This window comes from Herbaspirillum sp. 1173, assembly GCF_031455335.1.
Classification (GTDB): domain Bacteria; phylum Pseudomonadota; class Gammaproteobacteria; order Burkholderiales; family Burkholderiaceae_D; genus Herbaspirillum; species Herbaspirillum huttiense.
In genome coordinates, this window is the sequence record NZ_JAVDSP010000005.1 from 312,833 (window position 1) to 334,421 (window position 21,589).

General features: G+C 60.7%; 22 protein-coding genes. 12 read left to right on the forward strand and 10 right to left on the reverse strand.

Features of this window, described 5'->3' with window-relative positions:
* Nucleotides 1-63 precede the first annotated feature (63 nt).
* Nucleotides 64-564, forward strand: coding sequence for a signal transduction histidine kinase (locus tag J2X56_RS18175; RefSeq protein ID WP_034340000.1), 501 nt, complete (start codon nt 64-66; stop codon nt 562-564).
* 90 nt (nt 565-654) lie between these two features.
* On the opposite strand, the gene pyrE is transcribed toward J2X56_RS18175, so the two are convergent.
* A complete protein-coding gene (gene pyrE, locus J2X56_RS18180; protein ID WP_008333588.1) occupies nt 655-1,314 on the reverse strand; it encodes an orotate phosphoribosyltransferase in 660 nt (219 codons plus the stop codon).
* A gap of 174 nt (nt 1,315-1,488) precedes the next feature.
* On the opposite strand from pyrE, the gene J2X56_RS18185 reads away from it, so the two are divergent.
* Complete coding sequence (locus J2X56_RS18185) at nt 1,489-2,265, forward strand: exodeoxyribonuclease III (protein WP_039790188.1); 777 nt, start codon at nt 1,489-1,491, stop codon at nt 2,263-2,265.
* Between the two features lie 87 nt (nt 2,266-2,352).
* Here J2X56_RS18185 and J2X56_RS18190 read toward each other — a convergent pair whose 3' ends face one another.
* The 3 genes from J2X56_RS18190 to dprA form a co-directional block, all read right to left on the reverse strand.
* On the reverse strand, nt 2,353-5,031 hold the full coding sequence (locus tag J2X56_RS18190) for a DNA topoisomerase III (protein ID WP_134134206.1): 2,679 nt from the start codon (nt 5,029-5,031) through the stop codon (nt 2,353-2,355).
* Nucleotides 5,032-5,433: 402 nt separating this feature from the next.
* Nucleotides 5,434-5,910 carry a DUF494 family protein gene (locus J2X56_RS18195; protein ID WP_034339991.1) on the reverse strand — a complete coding sequence of 159 codons (477 nt, stop codon included), beginning with the start codon at nt 5,908-5,910 and terminating at the stop codon, nt 5,434-5,436.
* An 86-nt stretch (nt 5,911-5,996) separates the two neighbouring features.
* Complete coding sequence (dprA, locus tag J2X56_RS18200; protein WP_310161467.1) at nt 5,997-7,142, reverse strand: DNA-processing protein DprA; 1,146 nt, start codon at nt 7,140-7,142, stop codon at nt 5,997-5,999.
* 303 nt (nt 7,143-7,445) lie between these two features.
* Between dprA and def the strand changes: the two genes are divergently transcribed.
* A complete protein-coding gene (def, locus tag J2X56_RS18205) occupies nt 7,446-7,964 on the forward strand; it encodes a peptide deformylase (protein WP_039790192.1) in 519 nt (172 codons plus the stop codon).
* 108 nt (nt 7,965-8,072) lie between these two features.
* Here def and J2X56_RS18210 read toward each other — a convergent pair whose 3' ends face one another.
* Nucleotides 8,073-9,137: an MBL fold metallo-hydrolase gene (locus J2X56_RS18210; RefSeq protein WP_134134209.1), complete on the reverse strand. Its 1,065-nt coding sequence runs from the start codon at nt 9,135-9,137 to the stop codon at nt 8,073-8,075.
* A 137-nt stretch (nt 9,138-9,274) separates the two neighbouring features.
* On the opposite strand from J2X56_RS18210, the gene J2X56_RS18215 reads away from it, so the two are divergent.
* The 9 genes from J2X56_RS18215 (at nt 9,275) to J2X56_RS18255 (ending at nt 18,308) form a co-directional block, all read left to right on the forward strand.
* Nucleotides 9,275-9,688, forward strand: a complete 414-nt coding sequence (locus J2X56_RS18215; RefSeq protein WP_008333608.1) for a MerR family DNA-binding transcriptional regulator — start codon at nt 9,275-9,277, stop codon at nt 9,686-9,688.
* A gap of 113 nt (nt 9,689-9,801) precedes the next feature.
* Nucleotides 9,802-10,986: an isovaleryl-CoA dehydrogenase gene (locus J2X56_RS18220; RefSeq protein WP_039790199.1), complete on the forward strand. Its 1,185-nt coding sequence runs from the start codon at nt 9,802-9,804 to the stop codon at nt 10,984-10,986.
* A gap of 41 nt (nt 10,987-11,027) precedes the next feature.
* Nucleotides 11,028-11,630 (forward strand): 2-hydroxychromene-2-carboxylate isomerase, encoded by a 603-nt coding sequence (locus J2X56_RS18225; protein ID WP_121041270.1) that lies wholly within the window; start codon nt 11,028-11,030, stop codon nt 11,628-11,630.
* Nucleotides 11,630-12,046, forward strand: coding sequence for a YchJ family protein (locus J2X56_RS18230; RefSeq protein ID WP_121041271.1), 417 nt, complete (start codon nt 11,630-11,632; stop codon nt 12,044-12,046). The genes J2X56_RS18225 and J2X56_RS18230 overlap by 1 nt, the downstream gene beginning before the upstream one ends.
* 80 nt (nt 12,047-12,126) lie before the next feature.
* Nucleotides 12,127-13,761: a carboxyl transferase domain-containing protein gene (locus J2X56_RS18235; protein ID WP_310161478.1), complete on the forward strand. Its 1,635-nt coding sequence runs from the start codon at nt 12,127-12,129 to the stop codon at nt 13,759-13,761.
* Between the two features lie 22 nt (nt 13,762-13,783).
* Nucleotides 13,784-15,799, forward strand: coding sequence for an acetyl/propionyl/methylcrotonyl-CoA carboxylase subunit alpha (locus J2X56_RS18240; protein WP_310161481.1), 2,016 nt, complete (start codon nt 13,784-13,786; stop codon nt 15,797-15,799).
* 10 nt (nt 15,800-15,809) lie between these two features.
* Nucleotides 15,810-16,739 carry an MBL fold metallo-hydrolase gene (locus J2X56_RS18245; protein WP_310161484.1) on the forward strand — a complete coding sequence of 310 codons (930 nt, stop codon included), beginning with the start codon at nt 15,810-15,812 and terminating at the stop codon, nt 16,737-16,739.
* A gap of 98 nt (nt 16,740-16,837) precedes the next feature.
* A complete protein-coding gene (locus tag J2X56_RS18250) occupies nt 16,838-17,347 on the forward strand; it encodes a YbaK/EbsC family protein (protein ID WP_310161486.1) in 510 nt (169 codons plus the stop codon).
* 52 nt (nt 17,348-17,399) lie between these two features.
* Nucleotides 17,400-18,308, forward strand: coding sequence for a hydroxymethylglutaryl-CoA lyase (locus tag J2X56_RS18255; protein WP_088755573.1), 909 nt, complete (start codon nt 17,400-17,402; stop codon nt 18,306-18,308).
* 196 nt (nt 18,309-18,504) lie between these two features.
* Here J2X56_RS18255 and J2X56_RS18260 read toward each other — a convergent pair whose 3' ends face one another.
* The 5 genes from J2X56_RS18260 to J2X56_RS18280 form a co-directional block, all read right to left on the reverse strand.
* Complete coding sequence (locus tag J2X56_RS18260; RefSeq protein WP_310161487.1) at nt 18,505-18,903, reverse strand: hypothetical protein; 399 nt, start codon at nt 18,901-18,903, stop codon at nt 18,505-18,507.
* Nucleotides 18,904-19,028: 125 nt separating this feature from the next.
* The gene (locus tag J2X56_RS18265) at nt 19,029-19,418 is read right to left on the reverse strand and encodes an Imm41 family immunity protein (protein ID WP_310161489.1); all 390 of its coding nucleotides are present in this window, start codon (nt 19,416-19,418) and stop codon (nt 19,029-19,031) included.
* 4 nt (nt 19,419-19,422) lie between these two features.
* Complete coding sequence (locus J2X56_RS18270; protein ID WP_310161492.1) at nt 19,423-20,067, reverse strand: Imm42 family immunity protein; 645 nt, start codon at nt 20,065-20,067, stop codon at nt 19,423-19,425.
* A 119-nt stretch (nt 20,068-20,186) separates the two neighbouring features.
* Nucleotides 20,187-20,519: an Imm45 family immunity protein gene (gene imm45, locus J2X56_RS18275; RefSeq protein ID WP_310161494.1), complete on the reverse strand. Its 333-nt coding sequence runs from the start codon at nt 20,517-20,519 to the stop codon at nt 20,187-20,189.
* A gap of 141 nt (nt 20,520-20,660) precedes the next feature.
* A complete protein-coding gene (locus J2X56_RS18280) occupies nt 20,661-21,410 on the reverse strand; it encodes a hypothetical protein (protein ID WP_310161496.1) in 750 nt (249 codons plus the stop codon).
* Nucleotides 21,411-21,589 lie beyond the last annotated feature (179 nt).

The following is a 21,589-nucleotide window of genomic DNA, read 5'->3' on the forward strand; positions in this document are numbered from 1 at the left end:
TATTGTCGTCATGACAAGCGCTCGCGTGCCTCTGCCGACACCTTCACAACAAAGGAGGCTGACATGAAATTCCGGACCATTTTCCTCATCGTGCTGCTGGCGCTGGTCGCCATCTTCGCCGCCGTCAACTGGACGGCCTTTACGGCCACGACCACGCTCTCGCTGATCTACACCGAATTCCAGGCACCGCTGGGCGCGGTAATGCTGGGCGTGGTGGTGGTGCTGACGGCCTTCTTCCTGCTCTACATCCTGGCCCTGCAGACCAGCGTGATGCTGGAAAGCCGCCGCCTGACCAAGCAGCTGGAAGCCCAGCGCGCCCTGGCCGACCAGGCCGAGCATTCGCGCTTCAATGACCTGCGCGGCTACCTGAAGACCGAGCTGGAACAGCTTCAACGCCGCCAGACCGAACAGCAAACCCTGCTGGCGCAGCGCCTGGATGCATTGCAGCGTGACATCCACCAGCGCGTGGAACAGACCGAGAACGCCGTCGCGGCCCAGGTCGGGGAGCTCGATGACCGCCTGCAGCGCCAGCGCGTGACCACCGTACCTCAGAATTTGGCATAAACCTTCCAACGCCCACGCAAAAAAGGCTGGAACCTCGCGGATCCAGCCTTTTTCTTCATTTAATGCCTTTTAGCGGCAGTTCCAGGGCACTTAGACGCCGTAACGGGTCCGATACGCTGCTACCGCATCCTTGTACTGGCTCAGGCGGGCATCGCCGCCGTTGGAGATGTACTCGAAGAGGTCATTGAGGTTGCCGATGGAAATGACCGGCATGTCGTACTCGCGCGCCACTTCCTGCACCGCCGACAGTTCGGAGAGGGCGCCATCCTTGCCCGAGCGCTCCATGCGGTCCAGTGCGATCAGCACGGCGCAGGGGGTGGCACCGGCGGCGCGGATCATGTCCACCGACTCGCGCACCGAGGTGCCGGCCGAGATGACGTCATCAATGATGACGACCTTGCCCTGCAGCTTGGCACCGACAATGGTGCCGCCTTCGCCGTGGTCCTTGGCTTCCTTGCGGTTGAAGGCGAAGGGGACATTGCGGCCCATGCCGGCCAGCGCCACCGCGGTGGCCGAGGCCAGGGTGATGCCCTTGTAGGCGGGGCCGAACAGCATGTCATATTCCACGCCCGAATCCTGCAGGGTCTGGGCGTAGAAGCGGGCCACCTGGGCCAGAGTGGCGCCCTCGCTGAAGAGGCCGGCGTTGAAGAAGTAAGGCGAGGTACGGCCCGCCTTGGTGACGAATTCGCCAAAGCGCAGCACGCCGGCCGATACCGCGAATTCGATGAATTCCTGTCTCAAGTTGCTCACAATGCATTTCCCGGGAAGAGTCAAAACGGAAGGTGCGGACCGCGCCCGCTTGCCGCCAGGCAAGGCGGCGCGGTGGCAAAGCCTTCATCAGGCCGACATTTTAAATGATTCATCCTATCGGTTATGCTACCGGCCTGATTGAACACACTTCTGCAGCAAGCAAACAGGACATCCATGCCAAAAATCGTCTCCGCCAACCTCAACGGAATCCGTTCGGCCGCCAAGAAGGGCTTCTTCGAGTGGCTGCAAAAGGAAGCGCCGGACTTCGTCTGCGTGCAGGAACTGAAGGCCCAGGCGGCCGACATGACCGAAGACTTCCTGGCCCCGGCCGGCTATGTCGGCCATTTCCACTATGCCCAGAAGAAGGGCTACTCGGGCGTGGGCGTCTACAGCCGCCGCCAGCCGGATTCGGTGCGCATCGGCTTCGGCAATACCGAATTCGATGACGAAGGCCGCTATGTCGAATGCGACTACGGCGACCTGACCGTGATCTCGCTCTATGCGCCCTCGGGTTCCTCCAGCGAGGAACGCCAGGAAGCCAAGTTCCGCTTCATGGAAGCCTTCCTGCCGCACCTGATGGAACTGGAAAAGAGTGGCCGCGAAGTGGTCATCTGCGGCGACTGGAACATCGCCCACAAGGAAATCGACCTGAAGAACTGGAAGAGCAACCAGAAGAATTCAGGTTTCTTGCCGGAAGAACGCGCCTGGATGACGCGCATCTTTGACCAGCTGGGGCTGGTGGACGTGTATCGCCGCCTGCATCCGGAAACCACTGGCGAAGCCTACACCTGGTGGAGCAACCGCGGCCAGGCCTGGGCCAACAACGTGGGATGGCGTATCGACTACCACGTCTCCACGCCGGGCATTGCGGCCAAGGCGGTCAGTGCGGCGATCTACAAGGAACAGCGCTTTTCAGATCATGCGCCGTTGACGGTGGTGTACAGCGACTAAGCAGCCGCCGAACCAGATCGGCCTCGCCAATAAAAAGCCCTCGCACCGTGAAGTGCGAGGGCTTTGTCGTTTCTGGCCGCCCGAGAATCAGGCGTCCGGAGCCGCAGCCTTCTTCGGCGTCGCCTTGCGTAGGGCCGGCTTCTTGGCCGCTGCCGCCTTGGTCTTGGTGGCCGTGGTCTTGGCGGCCGTCTTGGTCGCCGTCTTCTTGGCGGCCGGCTTGGCTACGGCCTCGTCGGCACCGTCATCGGCGTCCGCTGCTGCAGCCTTGCCCTTGGCGGGAGCTTTGGCCTTGCGTTCCTCGAACTCGAAGCTGATCTTGCCATCCTTGCCCCGCACCAGGAAGGCCTTGAAGGGCCGGCGCGTGCGCTGCGAGATGAAGCCCGGCAGCAGGTCGGTCTTGCCGTCGTTGAGGAGCTTGGCCATCTGCTCCGGCAGGATCTCCTGCTGCAGGATGATGCGGCTGCTGCGGAAGTCGCAAGCCTTGGGCTTGGCCACGGTCTTCTCGCAGACATAGGCCAGGCCCATTTCGTAGACGCCGCTGCCGCACTTGGGGCAGGCGCCCAGCGGGGTCTGCTCGCTGAAGTCCACCGGCTCGCCGCCTTCGCCATCGGCCTGGTCCTGGCCGAAGTCGAATTCCAGCTTGAAGTTCTTGATCTCTTCGTCGCGCGAAATCTTCAGGATGGCCGCAAACGGACGGCCCATCTTGGAGCGGAAGCCCTGCAGCGGACCAATGGTGCGGTTCTGCAGCAGCTCTTCCACTTCGGCGATTTCGAACTGGCGGCCACCGGGCACCTTGCTCATCGAGAATTCGCACTTGGTGCAGGCGAAGCGACGGTAATTTTCCTTCACCACGCCACCGCAGTTGGGGCAAGGCGTCTGCAGCGTCGCATAGTCGCCGGGGATGGTGTCGTTGTCGTATTCCTTGGCGCGCTTGACGATGATCTGGGTCATCTGCGCGATCTCGCGCATGAACTCGTCACGGCTGATCTTGCCGCGCTCCATCTGGGCCAGCTTGTGTTCCCACTCGCCGGTCAGTTCGGGTTCGGTCAGTTCATCCACACCCAGGCCATGCAGCAGCGTCATCAGCTGGAAGGCCTTGGCGGTGGGCATCATTTCGCGGCCTTCGCGCAGCAGGTACTTTTCGTTCAGCAGGCCTTCGATGATGGCCGCGCGCGTGGCCGGCGTGCCCAAGCCCTTGCCGGCCATGGCTTCGCGCAGTTCATCCGAATCCACCAGCTTGCCTGCGCCTTCCATGGCCGACAGCAGCGTGGCTTCGGTGTAGCGGGCGGGCGGCTTGGTGACCAGGCCGTTGGCAGTGACCTTGTCGGTCTTGACCTTCTCGCCCGGGGCCACGGCCACCAGGTTGCCGCCGCCTTCCTTGTCCTTGTCGTCTTCCTCGACCTGCTTGCCGTAGATGGCCAGCCAGCCGGGGTTGATCATGACTTTGCCTTCGCTCTTGAACTGGTGGCCCGACACTTCCGTGAAGCGGGTGGTCACCTGGAACTCGGCCGGCGGGAAGAACACTGCCATGAAGCGGCGCGTCACCAGGTCGTAGAGCTTCTGTTCCGGCTCCGACAGGTTCTTGGGCACCTGGGTGGTCGGGATGATGGCGAAGTGGTCGCTGATCTTGGTGTTGTCGAAGATGCGCTTGTTGGGCTTGACCCAGCCTTGCTTCAAGATCTGCTTGGAGAACTGGTGGTAGTTGTTGTTCTCCGCCAGCGCCTCCATGGTGTCCTTGACCGTGTTGATGTAGTCCTCGGGCAGGTGGCGCGAGTCGGTACGCGGATAGGTCAGCACCTTGTGCTTTTCATACAGCGCCTGGGCCAGGCCCAGGGTGTTCTTGGCCGAGAAGCCGAAGCGCGAGTTGGCCTCGCGCTGCAGGCTGGTCAGGTCGAACAGGCCCGGCGACATCTGCGTGGTCGGCTTGGATTCCTCGGTGACATTGCCCGGCTTGTCGCGGCAGGCGGCCACGATGGAGTCCGCTGCGGCTTTGCTCCACAGGCGCTCGGGACGCTTCTCGGGATCGGCTTCATCCTTCTTGTGGCCCTTGTCCAGCCAGCGGCCCTTGTAGATGCCGGCAGCGCAGACGAATTCGGCGTGCACTTCCCAGTAGTCACGCGGGATGAACTTCTTGATCTTCTCTTCACGCTCGACCACGATGGACAGGGTCGGCGTCTGCACGCGGCCCACGGTGGTCAGATAGAAGCCGCCCTCCTTGGAATTGAAGGCGGTCATGGCGCGGGTGCCGTTGATGCCGATCAGCCAGTCGGCTTCGCTGCGGCAGCGCGCGGCATTGGCCAGCGGGAGCATTTCTTCATCATCGCGCAGATGGGCGAAGCCCTCGCGGATGGCGCCGGGCGTCATCGATTGCAGCCACAGGCGCTTCACCGGCTGCTTGGCCTTGGTGTATTGCGCGATCAGGCGGAAGATCAGTTCACCTTCGCGGCCCGCGTCACATGCGTTGATGAGGGTGGTGACATCCTTGCGTTTGATGAGCTTGGAGAGCACCTTCAGGCGCGACTCGGTCTTGGCAATCGGATTGAGCGCAAAGTGCGGCGGAATCATCGGCAGGTGGGTAAAACTCCACTTGCCGCGCTTGACGTCGTATTCCTCGGGGACTGCGATTTCCAGCAGGTGACCGACGGCCGAGGACAGGATGTACTCGTCGGATTCGAAATACTCATCGTGCTTGGTGAAGCCGCCGAGCGTCTTCGCGATGTCGTTCGCGACAGAGGGCTTCTCGGCAATGATGAGGGTCTTGCTCATAGGTATGGGTCTCGGTGGTGAGAGGTCAGTTGCTGGTGTGCTGCGGGAGTTGCATCAGCCTCACGTGGGGCCGGACTGCTCCGAAACAACACCATGCCATCCCAGGCGGTCAACGATAGGCGGCGGCAAGCTACGCAAGTGGCCGGCGTTTCATTGCCTGTGGACAACGGAATTTTTATATAGTAGCCAATATCGGGCCAATGCGGGGGAATGATAAGCGTGATGCAAATGAAACGGCAAGCACAAGGGCTTGCCGTTTCATTGATTCATGCGCTTTCGCCGGCTTTTATGTTCATTCATGCCGAAATGGCTTGAAATGAAGCAACAGCACGGGGATGCGGCGTCAGCACGTTGTCAGCAAGGCTCCCTCCCAGCCCTGTCGCTCGTGCCAGGCCGGTGCGTTCAGTGCAGCAGGCGCGGTTCGGTATCGTCTTCGTCGAGGAACAGCTCCTCGAACATCAGGCCGTCCGGTTCCTTGCCCTGGCTCCACAGCACCATCAATACGATGACCTTGAGTTTTTCCAGGGTGATCGGCGCTTCACCGGCGGCCAGGGCGCGCTCGATGACGATTTCGCGCTGGATCGGGTCCAGCATCTTGGCCGATTCGAGGAACTGGATGAAACCGATGGCTTCCACGCCCAGAATGTCACTTTCCTGGGTCGCATAGATGCGCGTACCGAAGGAAAAGGCGGTCTGTCGGGGATAGTTGTCGGCGAATTCGTGATTGGCGACTTCAAGATCAGTCAGCCATCCGAGTGCCTGGGAGATTTCATCTTCTTCGAAACCGATCGCGGACAACTTTTTGACGAGCGCCTCGGGTTCGGGGCAGGCATCAGGGCGATAGTAGGTTTCGTACAGGTAAACGAGGACATCAAACATGTTCGTACTCTATCGCGAAGGTTATGAATGTACAAGTCAGCCAAGTCCAGTATGGCAGGATTTGCGGCGCTGCGGGGATAATTTCTTCACACGATGCGGCGATAACGTGCACCCGGCAGCAGCTCCACCCAACCCTGCAGTTCCAAGGTTAGCAAACTCCCTGCCAGGCCCGCTGCATCAAGGCCGCAGCGCAACGCGAGGGTATCGGCATCGACCGGGTCATGGCCCAGGCTCTGCAATAACTGTTGGCTTGCCGCATCGAGCTCATCCATGGCGCGCGATGAAGTTGCCTGCACGACAGATTGCTGCTTCGGCAACGTGGACCAGCCAGGCAGCTCATCGAGAATATCCTGCGTGGTCTCGACCAGCTTGGCCCCTTGCCGGATCAGTTGATGGCAACCCTTGGACAGCGGCGCGTGGATCGACCCCGGAATGGCAAACACATCCCGCCCCTGCTCGGCCGCCATGCGCGCGGTGATGAGCGAGCCCGACCGGGCCGCCGCCTCCACCACCAGCACGGCGCGCGACAAGCCCGAGATCAGGCGGTTGCGGCGCGGAAAGTTGGCTGAAAGCGGCGGCGTGCCCAGTGCATATTCGCTGACGATGCAGCCGCCCTCGGCGATGCGTTGTGCCAGCGCGCGATTGCGCTGGGGATAATCCAGATCGATGCCGGTACCGATGACGGCCACCGTCGAGCCCGGCCCGGCCAATCCCCCCGCATGCGCGGCCGCATCGATACCCAGCGCCAACCCGGAGACGATGGTGATGCCCGCACGGCTGAGCTCCTCCGAAAACCGGCCCGCATGCTGCACGCCCTGGGCCGTGGCATTGCGGCTGCCGACCACCGCCAGCGCATTGCCCGCCAGCAGCGCCGGATTGCCGCGCACGTACAGCAGCAAGGGCGGATCGGCAATCTGCAGCAAGCCCGGCGGATAGCTTGCATCGGCCAGCGTGATGACGGATTGCCCCGGCACCTGCGCCCAGGCCAGCGTGGTGGCGATGCGCTCGCGCTGCTGTGCAGTCGGTGCGCACGCCAGGCGAGCCGCCACCGGGGCCGGTACCACCGCCCGCAAGGCCTCCTGATCGGCCTGCCAGATACCCTGCGGCAAACCGAACACCGCCAGCAGCCGGCGCGCCAGCACCGGCCCGATGCCCTCGGTCATGGCCAAGCGCAGCCAGGCAGTCAGTTCTGTGGCCGGATCGGCAATAGTGTCGTGGAAAGGCTCTTGCATGAAGATATATGAAGTGTTGTACATCGGCTGCCCGCTCAAGGCCGTGCGGCGCGGCTCTCCGGGCGGGCCTGTGGCGGGCTGTGATACACTTTTCCGAAAAACGGGAATCTCCTGGCCGCCGCGCCACGCCGCACAGGCCTGCCAGGACCGGCATTGTGCGGTGGCCGTGCTTGAAGCGTCGCGCTTCGGCCGCATTTACATGACAAATCCCGAAATGAATTTCCCGCACGCTCGCAAAATGACGAGATCCGGCCCGAACCAGGTCCCCCGAGACCGAACCCCAAGCTTACCGAGAACACACGTATGGCCCTGCTGAACATCCTCCGTTATCCCGATCCGCGCCTGCACAAGGTTGCCGTCCCCGTGACCGTCTTCGACGAGCGCATCAAGAAGCTGGTGGCCGACATGGCCGAGACCATGTATGCCGCCCCCGGCGTAGGCCTGGCCGCCAGCCAGGTGGATGTGCATGAACAGGTGGTGGTCATTGACGTCTCCGATGAAGGCAAGAACCTGCAGGTCTTCATCAACCCCGAGATCCTCTGGGCCAGCGAAGAGAAGCGCGTCTATGACGAAGGCTGCCTGTCGGTGCCCGGCATCTACGACGGTGTGGAACGTCCGGCCCGCGTGAAGGTGCGCGCTTTTGATGCCGACGGCAAGGCCTTCGAAGTTGATGCCGATGAGCTCTTGGCCGTGTGCATCCAGCATGAGATGGATCACCTGAAGGGCAAGGTCTTCGTCGAATATCTGTCGCCGTTGAAGCGCAACCGCATCAAGACCAAGCTGCAGAAGGAAGAGCGCGAGATGAAGAAGAAGGCGGGCTGACGCACTGCCCACATCCGCGATAAAAAATAACGCCGGCCGGGTCATCCCCGCCGGCGTTTTTCATTGATGCGTCACTTGCATCAATACCATCGATTGATGCAAGAAGGCTTACACCGCCACAAACCGATACACCCCATCCTCCCCCAGCAAGCGTTTCACCGCGCCGTCATACCAGAGCTTGTGCAAGTGCGCGACCGCCTCCCCCAGCGCAAAGGACAGCTGATGCGTATCCAGCGGCCGCTTGAACATCACCGGCAGGATATCCACCCCCGTCTGCGGTGTGGCACAGGCCGCCAGCACTTCGGCCAGACGCTCGCGGTGATGGTCGTTCAACTGCTGGATACGGGTATGCAAGCCACGGAAGGGCTTGCCATGCGAAGGCAGCACCAGCACATCGCCCGGCAGGTGCGCGTATTTCGCCAGCGAATCCAGATACTGCTGCACCGGATTGCTCTCCGGCTCGATCGCAAACACCGACACATTGGTGGAGATGCGCGGCAAGACCATGTCCCCCGAAATGAGCACATTCAGCGCCGCGCAATACAGGGAAACGTGCTCCGGCGAATGACCGAATCCGGTAATGATTTCCCAATCGCGTCCGCCGATGCGCACCGCGTGGCCATCCTGCATGCGGTGATACGCGTGCGGCACCGCCGGCACCAGGTCCTGGTAATACGTATTGCGCCCCTGCAGCGTCGCCACCGTCTCGGGATCCGCCAGGCCATGCCGCTGGAAATGCGGCGTGGCCGCCGTGCCCTCGGCCCCCGGCAAGGCCGCCGACATCACGCGCGCAAAAGCGTAATCCCCGGTGCTCATCCACAGCGGTGCCTGCCAGCGCTGGCACAGCCAGTCGGCCAGCCCTACGTGATCGGGATGGCAATGCGTGACCAGCACGCGCAGGATGGGCAAGCCATCGAGTTCTTCAGTGAAGATGCGCTCCCAGGCCGCGCGCGTATCGTCGGTGGCGATGCCGCAATCGACCACGGTCCAGCCGCGCTGGCGGCCTTGCGGGGTGTCGGCCTCGTCTTCCAGCAGCCACAGGTTGATGTGATTCAGGGCAAAGGGCAGCCCCATGCGCAGCCAGCGCACGCCCGGCGCCACCTCCATGGTGTGGCCGGTGTCGGGCAGGGTGTCGCCGAAGGCGTAGTCGAGCTGGGATTCAAGAGCATTCATCAGTAAGCCTGGCGATCATCGAGAAGGGGGAGGTAGTCATGCAGCGTCGCACCAGCCCTGCATTTTTTGCTGGACGACAGGGCACAATATACTTTACGTTAACGTAAAGTGCCAGACCAACCCAATCCATCCCGTCCATGCCTACCTACACCATCACCGAACTGGCGGAAGAATTCGCGATCACGCCGCGCGCGATCCGGTTCTACGAAGACCACGGCATCCTCAATCCCAAGCGCGAGGGGGTGGGCGGTCGGCATCGCGTCTATCCGGCGCGCGAACGCACGCGCCTGAAGCTCACGCTGCGCGGCAAGCGCCTGGGCTTCACACTGGCCGAAATCAAGGACCTGATCGACATGTACGAATCGCCCAAGGATACGCAGCCGCAGCTGCAGCGCTTCCTGGGCCTGCTGCAACAGCATCGCGAAAAACTGGAACAGCAGCGCGAAGACCTCGAACTGACCCTCTCCGAAATCGCCGCCCACGAAGAGGAATGCCGGCAACTGCTGGCCGATGCCAAACCGAAGAGCAAACGCAAGGCGGTAGCGGCCTGACGCAAACGGCATTTCGCAACGCGCAGACCGTCTTCATTGACGTAAACGTCAAGCAACAGCAATCGTTCCACATCACAACAAGAAATCCCCAAACACCCAACGAGGAGACACCCATGATCCACCTGCCCGGCCTCAATTTCGACCATGGCGAAGACATCGCCGCCCTGCGCGAAGCCGTCGCCGCCTTCGCCCAAACGGAGATCGCCCCGCGCGCAGCCGAGATCGACCGCAGCGACCAGTTCCCCATGGACCTGTGGAAGAAGCTGGGCGACTTGGGCGTGCTGGGCATCACGGTCGGCGAGGAATACGGCGGGGCCGGACTGGGCTACCTGGCGCACATCATCGCGATGGAAGAAATCTCGCGCGCCTCGGCATCGGTGGGCCTGTCCTACGGTGCGCACTCCAATCTGTGCGTGAACCAGATCAAGCGCAACGGCAACGAAGAGCAGAAGCGCAAGTACCTGCCCAAGCTGATCTCGGGCGACTTCATCGGCGCGCTGGCCATGTCCGAACCCAACGCCGGCTCGGATGTGGTGAGCATGAAACTGCGCGCCGACAAGAAGGGCGACCGCTACGTGCTCAACGGCAGCAAGATGTGGATCACCAATGGCCCCGATGCCGACGTGCTGGTGGTCTATGCCAAGACCGATCTCGACGCCGGGGCGCGCGGCATGACTGCCTTCTTGGTAGAGAAAGGATATAAAGGATTTTCCGTTGCGCAGAAACTGGACAAGCTCGGCATGCGCGGTTCCCACACCGGTGAACTGGTGTTCCAGGATTGCGAAGTCCCGGAAGAAAACGTATTGGGCGGCGTCGGCCGTGGCGTCAACGTGCTGATGTCGGGCCTGGACTTCGAGCGCAGCGTGCTCTCCGGCGGCCCGCTGGGCATCATGCAGGCCTGCATGGATGTGGTGGTGCCGTATGTGCATGACCGCAAGCAGTTCGGCCAGGCCATCGGCGAATTCCAGCTCATGCAGGGCAAGCTGGCCGACATGTATTCCACCATGATGGCCTGCAAGGCCTACGTCTATGCGGTCGGCCAGGCCTGTGACCGCGCCGACAGCGCCGACAAGGTGCGCGCCCTGCGCAAGGATGCCGCCGGTGCCATCCTCTACTCGGCCGAGAAGGCCACCTGGATGGCGGGTGAAGCGATCCAGTCGCTGGGCGGCAATGGCTACATCAACGAATATCCCGTGGGCCGCCTGTGGCGCGATGCCAAGCTCTACGAGATCGGCGCTGGCACCAGCGAGATCCGCCGCATGCTGATCGGCCGCGAACTGTTTGCCGATACGCTGTAAGCGCCCTCCCCTCTTTTCAAACTTAAAACACAACGGACATCATGAGCACCCCCATCGATTTCTACTTCGACTTCAGCTCGCCCTACGGCTATTTCGCTGCCGTCGAGATCGACAAGCTGGCCGCGAAATACAGCCGCAGCGTCAACTGGCATCCCATCCTGCTGGGTCCCATCTTCAAGGCACTGGGCACCAATTCGCTGGCCAACATTCCGGTCAAGGGCGACTACTCGCGTCACGACATGGAGCGCACCGCCCGCTTCCACAATATCTTTTACAAGGCCCCGAGCCAGTTCCCCATCGGCACGCAAGTCGCCGCACGCGCCACGCTGTGGGTGCAGCAGACCCAGCCGGCCAAGGCAGTGGACCTGATCAAGACCTTGTACAGCGCCTACTTCACCGAAGACATCGACATCAGCGTGCCCGAAAACGTGCTGCGCATCGCCGCCGACAACGGCATCGACCGCGCAGCACTGGAAACGGCGCTGGGTACGCCCGAACTGAAGGAGCAGCTGCGCGCAGCCACCGAAGCGGCCGGCAAGGCTGGCGTCTTCGGCTCGCCCTTCATGATCGTCGATGGCGAACCATTCTGGGGCTTTGACCGCTTCACCCAGCTGGAAGCCTTCCTCAAGAACGGAAAGATCTGATGAGCACCAGGAAAGACAAGTCCGGCCCCTGCCCCTGCGGCCAGCCCAGCTTCGAGAAATGCTGTGGCCGCTTCATCACCGGTGGCCAAGTGCCGGCCACGGCCGAGCTGCTGATGCGCTCGCGCTATACCGCCTTCGCCCTGCGCGACGAAGCCTACCTGCGCGCGACCTGGTTCCCGGACACCTTGCCGGAAGAAGAACTGACCAGCGAAACCGACGTCAAGTGGATCGGCCTGGACATCAAGAAACACCAGCACGCCAGCGGCAGCGATGAAGCGACCGTCGAGTTCGTGGCGCGCTTCAAGGTGGGTGGCAAGGCGCACCGCCTGCACGAGATCAGCAACTTCGTGCGCCAGCCTGACGACAGCGGCCAGGCGCGCTGGTATTACGTGGATGGGCGCTTCCCGGAGGACTGACGTTTTCTGCACCATGCCCCGCTGCGCCAGCACCGGTGCGGCCGACAGCACAACAAGAAACTGAACAGAGAGACCAAACCATGCCGCAGATTGAAAGCAAGCTCAACCCGCGCAGCGAGGAATTCCAGCACAACCGCGATGCCATGCAGCGCATCGTCGACGACCTGCGCCAGAAGGTGGCCGCCATTGCCGAAGGCGGCGGCCAGGCCGCGCGCGAGAAGCACGTGGCACGCGGCAAGCTGCTGCCGCGCGACCGGGTGCAGATGCTGCTGGACCCCGGCACGCCCTTCCTGGAATTCTCGCAACTGGCCGCCTACGGCATGTACCGCGAGAAAGACCGCGAAGGCAACCTGAAAGATGCCGCCCCCTCGGCCGGCATCATCACCGGCATCGGCCGCGTGGCCGGGCAGGAGTGCGTGATCGTCTGCAACGATGCCACCGTCAAGGGCGGCACCTACTATCCGATGACGGCCAAGAAGCACCTGCGCGCGCAGGAGATCGCCGAATTCAATCACCTGCCCTGCATCTATCTGGTCGACAGCGGCGGGGCCAATCTGCCCAACCAGGATGAGGTCTTCCCCGACCGCGACCACTTCGGCCGCATCTTCTACAACCAGGCCAACCTGTCGGCCAAGGGCATTCCGCAGATTGCCGTGGTGATGGGCTCCTGCACCGCAGGCGGCGCGTATGTGCCGGCCATGAGCGATGAATCCATCATCGTCAAGGAGCAGGCCACCATCTTCCTGGCCGGGCCACCGCTGGTCAAAGCGGCCACCGGTGAAGTGGTGACGGCCGAAGAACTGGGCGGCGGCGACGTCCATACGCGCCTCTCGGGCGTGGCCGATCACCTGGCCCAGGACGACACCCATGCCCTGGCCATCGCGCGCAACATCGTCAGCCACCTCAACCGCCGCAAGCCGCAGCAGCTGGCCGTGCGCGAGAGCGTGGAACCCAAGTATCCGGCGCAGGAACTGTATGGCGTGATCCCGACCGATACGCGCAAGCCCTTCGATGTGCGCGAGGTCATCGCCCGCATCGTCGACGGCAGCGAGTTCGATGAATTCAAGGCGCGCTACGGCACCACGCTGGTGTGCGGTTTCGCGCACCTGCACGGCATGCCGGTGGGCATCATCGCCAACAACGGCATCCTGTTTTCGGAAGCGGCCGAGAAGGGCACGCACTTCATCGAACTGTGCTGCCAGCGCAAGATCCCGCTGATCTTCCTGCAGAACATCACCGGCTTCATGGTCGGCAAGAAGGCCGAGAACGAGGGCATTGCACGCCATGGTGCAAAAATGGTCACGGCCGTCTCCACCGCCAAAGTGCCCAAGCTCACCGTCATCATCGGCGGCAGTTTCGGTGCGGGCAACTATGGCATGTGCGGCCGCGCCTTTTCGCCGCGCTTCCTGTGGATGTGGCCCAATGCGCGCATCTCGGTCATGGGTGGCGAGCAGGCCGCCAGCGTGCTGGCCACCGTCAAGCGCGACGGCATCGAAACGCGCGGCGGCAGTTGGAGCGCCGAAGAGGAAGCCGCCTTCAAGGAGCCCATCCGCGCCCAATATGAAACCCAGGGCCATCCCTATTACGCCTCGGCGCGCCTGTGGGACGACGGCGTGATCGATCCTGCCGATACCCGCCAGGTATTGGCGCTGGGACTGTCGGCCGCCCTGAACGCCCCCATCGAAGAGACCCGATTCGGCGTCTTCCGCATCTGAAGCGCGCCACCGAGGAGACACCATGTTCACCAAGATCCTGATCGCCAATCGCGGCGAAATCGCCTGCCGCGTGGCCGCCACGGCCCGCCGCCTGGGTATCGCCACCGTGGCCGTCTATTCCGACGCCGATGCGCAGGCCAAGCACGTGGCCGCCTGCGACGAGAGCGTGCACCTGGGCCCGGCGCCGGCCAAGGAGAGCTATCTCTGCGCCGACAAGATCATCGCCGCCGCACTCGGCACGGGTGCGCAGGCGATTCACCCCGGCTACGGCTTCCTGTCGGAGAACGCCGGATTCGCCCAGGCCTGTGCCGATGCCGGCCTGGTCTTCATCGGCCCGCCAGCCTCGGCCATCGATGCCATGGGCTCCAAATCCGCCGCTAAGGCCTTGATGGAAAAGGCCGCCGTGCCGCTGGTGCCGGGCTATCACGGCGAGCGCCAGGAGAGCGATTTTTTACGCGCGGAAGCAGACCGCATCGGCTACCCGGTGCTGCTCAAGGCCAGCGCCGGTGGCGGCGGCAAGGGCATGCGCGTGGTCGAACGCAGTGAAGATTTCGAGGCGGCACTGGCCTCCTGCAAGCGCGAGGCGATCTCCAGCTTTGGCGATGACCGCGTGCTGGTGGAGAAATACCTGACCCGTCCGCGCCATATCGAAATCCAGGTGTTTGCTGATAGCCACGGCAATTGCGTCTATCTCTTCGAGCGCGACTGCTCGGTGCAACGCCGCCACCAGAAAGTGCTGGAAGAAGCCCCTGCCCCCGGCATGAGCTGCGGCCGCCGTGCCGCCATGGGTGAGGCGGCCGTCGCGGCTGCCCGTGCGGTTGGCTACGTCGGTGCCGGCACGGTGGAATTCATCGCCAACCAGGACGGCAGTTTCTACTTCATGGAGATGAACACGCGCCTGCAGGTCGAGCACCCCGTCACGGAAATGATTACCGGACTGGACCTGGTGGAGTGGCAATTGCGCGTGGCCTCGGGCGAACCGCTGCCGCTGAAGCAGGAGCAGCTGCGCATCCAGGGCCATGCCATCGAGGCGCGCATCTATGCGGAGAATCCCGAGAAAGGCTTCCTCCCCGCCATCGGCACGCTCACCCGCATGCGCAGCGCTCCTGCGGTGGAATTCACGCTGGCCGCACCCGGTGCCACGCAACCGGCGGCCGTGCGCATCGATGCCGGCGTGCGCGAGGGCGATGCCATCTCGCCCTTCTATGATCCGATGATCGCCAAGCTCATCGTCTGGGGTGCGGACCGTGATGCGGCCCTGCGCAACATGGCGCGCGCGCTGGCGCAGTACCAGGTGGTCGGACTGGCGACCAATATCGGCTTCCTGCAGCGGCTGATTGCAGGCCAGGCATTTGCGACGGCCGATCTGGATACCGGCCTGATCGAACGTCATCGCGACACGCTCTTCCCGGCCCCGGTTGCGCCCACGACCGACACGCTGGCCCTGGCCACCGCTGCCCTGCTGCAACAGGAGCAGCGCAATCAGGACAGCCGCGACCCCTGGGCCCGGACCAGCGGCTGGCGACTCAATACCCGCCTGCAGCGCAGCCTGAATTTCGAGGATGACTCAGGCAACAGCGAAGTCCGGATCGACTACGCGGGCGACGGCCGGCAATGGCAATTGCAGATCGGCGGCAACACGCACACGCTGGCCCTGCATGCGGCCAACTCCGACAGCGTGCGCATCTCCCTGGACGGCCGTACCCTGCAAGCCGATGTGGCCTGGGAAGGCGAAGGGCTACACCTCTTCGATGGCCGCAGCCAGCACAGCCTGCGCCTGCTCGACCCGATGGCCCACGCCGGCCATGCAGAGGCCGAGGGCGGACGCCTGACCGCGCCCATGCCCGGCAAGATCGTCGCGCTGCTGGTGGACCAGGGCGCGAGCGTCACGCAGGGCACGCCGTTGCTCATCATGGAAGCCATGAAGATGGAACACACCATCGCCGCCCCCTCGGCCGGCACAGTGGAAGCGATGCGCTACGCGGTTGGCGACCAGGTGGCCGAAGGTGCGCAGCTGCTGGACTTCAAGGCCGCGTGAGCCGCGCGCCGTGAACACGTCCGCACTGCGCCTGCCCCCCTCGCTGCACGTACTGGAGCGGGGCTGGCTGTCGTCCAACAACGTGCTGCTGTTCGGCCGCGATGAAGTCGCCATGATCGACAGCGGCTACGTTGCCCATGCCGAACAGACGCAGACGCTGGTGCGCCACGTCCTGCACCAGCGCGGACGTGAGCGGCTCGATGTGCTGCTCAATACCCATCTGCATTCGGACCACTGCGGCGGCAATGCCGCCCTGCACGCCGCCTATGGCTGCCGCATTGCCATCCCGGCTGCCGAGGATGACAAGGTGCGCCAGTGGGACGAAGACGCCCTGAGCTACCGCGCCACCGGCCAGCGTTGCCCGCGCTTTGCGCACGACCAGCTGATCCGCAGCGGCGATGTGCTGCGCCTGGGTGATCTCGACTGGACCGCCCTGGCCGCGCCGGGACATGACCCGCATGCGCTGCTGCTGTATTGCGCGCAGGAGGGTGTGCTGATCTCGGCGGATGCCTTGTGGCGCAATGGATTCGGGATCATCTTCCCGGAGCTGGATGGCGAATCCGGTTTCGAGGAGGCGCGCGCCACGCTGGAGCTGATCCGCAGCCTCGATGTGCGCACCGTGATTCCCGGCCATGGCGCGCCTTTCACCGAGGTGGATGATGCGCTGGAGAAGGCCTTCTCGCGGCTCGATTATCTGCAGGCCGATCCGCTGCGCAATGCGCACAATGGCATCAAGGTCCTGGTGAAATTCCTGCTGCTCGAACGCGGCCGCATTGCACTGGCGGAATTGCCGACGATGATGCGGGAGATCCCCTTGTTGCGCATCACCAATGCGCGCTTCCTGCAGATGGACGATGCGGCCCTGGCCGACTGGTGCGTAGCGCAACTGCAGAAGGCGGGCGCGGCGGCCAGCGATGGCATGTTCCTGCTGGATCGCTGAATGCGGGCCTGCGCGGCAGAGGGGGCGGGGGTGCTGTTATCATTTCCGGCTTGTCCTGCTGCCGGCCTTGCGCCTCCTAGTCAAACGCCATGAACGCCATGAACGAACCTGCTGCCGCCCTGCCCTCTTCCGCCCAACGTGTTGCCGACCTGCTGGCGGCGATGGGCCATGACAAACCGGTCACGATGCTGCCCTCGACCGGCCGCACCTCGGCCGAAGCCGCTGCGGCCGTGGGCTGCAGCGTGGCCGAGATTGCCAAGTCCATCATCTTCCGGCGCGTTTCTGACGGTGCGCCGGTGCTGGTCATTGCCAGCGGTGCCAACCGGGTGGACGAAGCCAAGGTCACCGCCCTGACCGGTCCGCTCGGCAAGGCCGATGCCAAGTTCGTGCGGGATGCGACCGGTTATGCCATTGGCGGCGTCTGTCCCATCGGCCACGTGGTCAAGCCGGTGATGCTGATCGACCGTGACCTGTTCAACTTTGACAGTGTCTGGGCGGCGGCCGGCCATCCGCATGCCGTCTTCAACCTCACGGCCGCGCAGCTGGAGAAGATGACCGGCGGCACGGTGGCCGATGTGCGGCTCGATGCTGCGCCAGCGGCCAGCTGAGCTGTTCTACAGCCATCCACGCAATACAACAACCCCAACGGAGACCCGCATGATGAGCCTGCCCAAGAAAGTGAAGATCGTTGAAGTCGGACCGCGCGACGGTTTGCAGAACGAGAAGGAAACCATTTCCGCCGAGGTCAAGATCGAGCTGGTGAACCGGCTTTCTGCGGCGGGGTTTCCGAATGTGGAGGCGGCTTCTTTCGTCTCGCCCAAGTGGGTGCCGCAGATGGCCACTTCCAGCGAGGTGATGCATGGCATCACGCGCAAGCCGGGCGTGGTGTATTCCGCGCTGGTGCCCAACATGAAGGGCTTCGAGGCGGCGCTGGAGGCGGGGGTGGATGAGGTGGTGATTTTCGGCGCGGCCTCGGAGGCGTTCTCGCAGAAGAACATCAATTGCTCCATTGCCGAATCCATCGAACGTTTTGCCGAAGTGGCCAAGGCCGCCAAGGACCACCGCAAGCGCCTGCGTGCGGCGGTGAGTTGCGCGTTCGGATGTCCGTACCAGGGTGAGGTGCCGCTGGACGCGGTGGCCGACGTGGTGCGGCGTTTCCGCGAGCTGGGCTGTGACGAGATCGACATCGCCGACACCATCGGCGTGGCCACGCCGGGCAAGGTGCGGCCGGTGATGGAGACGGCGATCCGTGAATTCCATATCGAAGGTTTGTCGGGTCACTTCCACGATACTTATGGGCAGGCGCTGGCCAATATCTATGCCAGTCTGCAGACGGGCATCAGCATCTATCACGCGTCGGTGGCGGGACTGGGGGGCTGTCCGTATGCCAAGGGTGCGACCGGCAATGTGGCGACCGAGGATGTGCTGTACATGATGAACGGGCTCGGGATCGAGACCGGGATCGACCTGGATGCGGTGGCCGAGGCGGGGCAGTTCATCTCGCAGCAGCTGGGGCGCAAGTCGGTGAGCAGGGTGGGGAATGCGTTGGCGGCTAAGCGGGTGGGGTGAGGGTTATTGGGAGGGGCCGAGACATTGGGGGCGGGATCGGCTTCTGTAACCTCTGCCACTTGCGGAGCGTTCGGTATGAGGACGCTAGCTGAGGCATTTGCTTTAGCTGCTTGGGGTGAGCAGGTTGGGCTGGGTCATTACATTGGCTCATTTTAGTCATCGGTCCTCTTCTGGCTTTTCGGCAGGGTATTTTCTATTACTTCCGCTCAAGATAGTCTTCAGGAAACTTATAGCCTTCAGGGATATCTGGCCACGTGAATCTAGGATCTCGATACATCACCTTGTCGATTTCGTCTTCAATGCTTCTGTATAGATTTTTTAAATTCTGTGCAAAGAGCCTGGCTTCAAGAAGGGCCACATAAGCCGTCAGATGGTCATTCGATTTCCGCGCTATCCGATGAATCTCAAAATACGACAAGAGCTTAGATAAGTCGTAATCATGTTGCTCATCAAGTGACGTTTCATAATCGATAGACCATTCAAATTGACCGTCATCTTTTATCTCCTCATTCATTTCATCGATAGTTAAACCGATACTGGACGTCAACTCCAAAAACGCTGATTGAATCAAATCTAATCCATCTAGGTTTTTCATTTCAATTTTCTCCTTGAACAAGAGCCAAACCTCGCTTATTAAAATTAACAGTGCCATCCCAATCTTGGCTGCCAGGGAGATTTCGGTACAAATTCGCGCAGCAGATATCCATCTATTTCCCCTTCTTATCCATCAATAAATGGATTTCTAAGATCAAAGCGACTCTCGTCTAAAATCTCGCCCGAAAATGCGCCGACCACAGCCAAGTCCAACCGCTCATAGAATTCCAAAATTTCGGAATCGGTAAGATTTTGTATCTTGAAAATATCATTGGCATTGAAGTGGGAAGAAATAAGAGATGCAATCTTTACGTACAGTCGAACAACGGCCGTTGCGATATCCCACTCCGTTTTTCGGTGCTTCATCAGTTTCGCTATGTCTATGAGATCCTTATGAAATTTCCAAAACTCTTGCTCATCCCATATCCCATACTCGACGAGCCTCTCGTAAAAGCTTCCTTCCCAACTATCATTGCCAGGCAGACTGCGAAATAAATTTTTATAACATTTATTCATTTGGTCACTCACCGGATTCTGAAACAGTGTTGCCCTCCGACGTACCCGACCGCTCGCAAGCCTCTTGCCGCCCGAGTGATTGGGTCTTTGGAAAATGCTCTACCGCCAGGAATTCTTCAACCGCATATCTGACTTCCCCGGGAGGAAGCTCGTAACAGTGGACAGTTTTTCCCCAATCATTTGAACAAAGCAGCACTTCCTTGCTACCGCATTTGAACAAGAAGAACCTCCAGCCCTTATCGCTTATTTCGACATACATCGAGAGCTCTACGCCAAATGGTGGATCAGTTCGGCGCTCGGCTTCGATCTCGATAAATAAATCAAGTAGCTTGGATATCCTGTCATCACTGTGCGCCCACCAGCTGGGCGGAAATACCGGATCTGATTTCGTCTGATATCCATGCGTGTGCATCGCCTTTTCAAAAATCTCATCCACATCGAACCCCGGTTCCAATTCATCCAGACGATCTAGTCTGTCGAATGAGCGTCGCAAATCGGAGGCAATAATATTTAAGGTAAAGTTATCTTCGCTATTGCAGAGTAGTAGCTGTGAATTTACAAAGATATTGAAAGGACCAAAACAAAAACTGTCATTGCCTTCCACTACGTCATACCAGAATGCAAAATTGATCGAATTTCCAGCCAGCATTAATTAACTCCCTTTTATTCATCTCGGGGAAATCCAAGTTACTGACAGCGCGCCATCCAATGCAACGTGCCAGCGATCTTTAAGCAGAGCTCTAACTCAATTTTCAAATGGCTCTGAATTCACTCAAGATCTTGAGTCTTGTAACGTGGCAGGTACAGTACCTTCTCAACCGGACACTCTGGATATATCCACTTGGACCAATTTTGTACTAACCATTGTCTGGAAATCCCTCTACCATGTTCATAGCTTGCATCCTCCGGAAGTCGAACCAAAACAAGCCCTGCTTTCAGTCCTGTCGCCACAAGAATGGCGTAATTCCTTTCGGCCACAGGCAAGTCGACCAACATGAAATCGACCTTTTCCTCATAAGGCCATTCCGCTTCAGCTCTGAATATCGCACCGTTTGATATTGCTTCGCACTTTAGGCCAACCAAGTTTTCCCATTCCATCATTTCACTTTCAAGTCGCGACCGTATCAATAAGGATTTTGAAAGACGAAGATGAAGCTCCATCTCTACCGGCAATGCGCTCTTTAACTTCAGTCGAAAAAATTACTCAAGGATTAAGGACTGACGTGGGTGAGATCCGGTTGATCAACAGCCGCCGCTCATCACCAGATGTTCTGGAAATCTGTAGTCATCAGGGATATCTGGCCAAGCAAATCTCTCATCGAAAATGCTGACCTTATGCGCATCAGCCTTGATATCTCCGAATAACTCCGATATCGATCGGGCATGAGCTCCAACATCTTTGAGGGCCTGGTAAGCGGCCAGCTGGTCATTCTTGTGGGTAGCAATACGGTGGACCTCTACGCTGAGCAAGAGCTGGTCAAGATATCGCTCCAGACGATCACCCAGGGAGGAGTTGTAGTCAATACACCATTCGAAATGATCATTTTCATCCTTCGCTTTATCCATTTCTTCTCGCGTGACCCCTATGCCCTCAGCCATTTTGATAAGCGTCTTCCTGATGGCATCGATGCGATCCTTTTCCATCACCTCTATTTCTCTTGTTGCACTTTTCCAGAGCATCAGTCCGTCGCGACCAGCAATGTCATCAGGACCATTCACTCGCTTCACTGCGTCAGCCCCGGCAGTCACAAAATGCTGAGGTATCTGGTATCCCGTGGGGATCGATGGCCATGAAAATCTTTTATCTCTCCATAAAACCTTATCAACATCGCCCCATATATCTTTGAAGAGATTTGACAACAATTGCGCGCTCGATGCGGCCCGCATCAGTGCACAACAGGCAGTCACATCATCACCGGACGGCCTTGATCTGTTGAAAAATTCAACCAGAGAGACTAGCGCTCGCAAGTCCTGATTGAAAGTTGAATTCATAGATACATCCTGGTCAATGAACCAGCAATATTGTCCGTCCTCCTCTCTCTCTGACATGATCTCGTCTTTAGTCACCTGCAATGGCCGTCGCATACCGACGATACGTACCGCCCGAAGACCACTTTTCGGCATCGAGATACTGCTCCGTCAGGCCCCGCAGCCTGGCTTCGTCGCGTTGT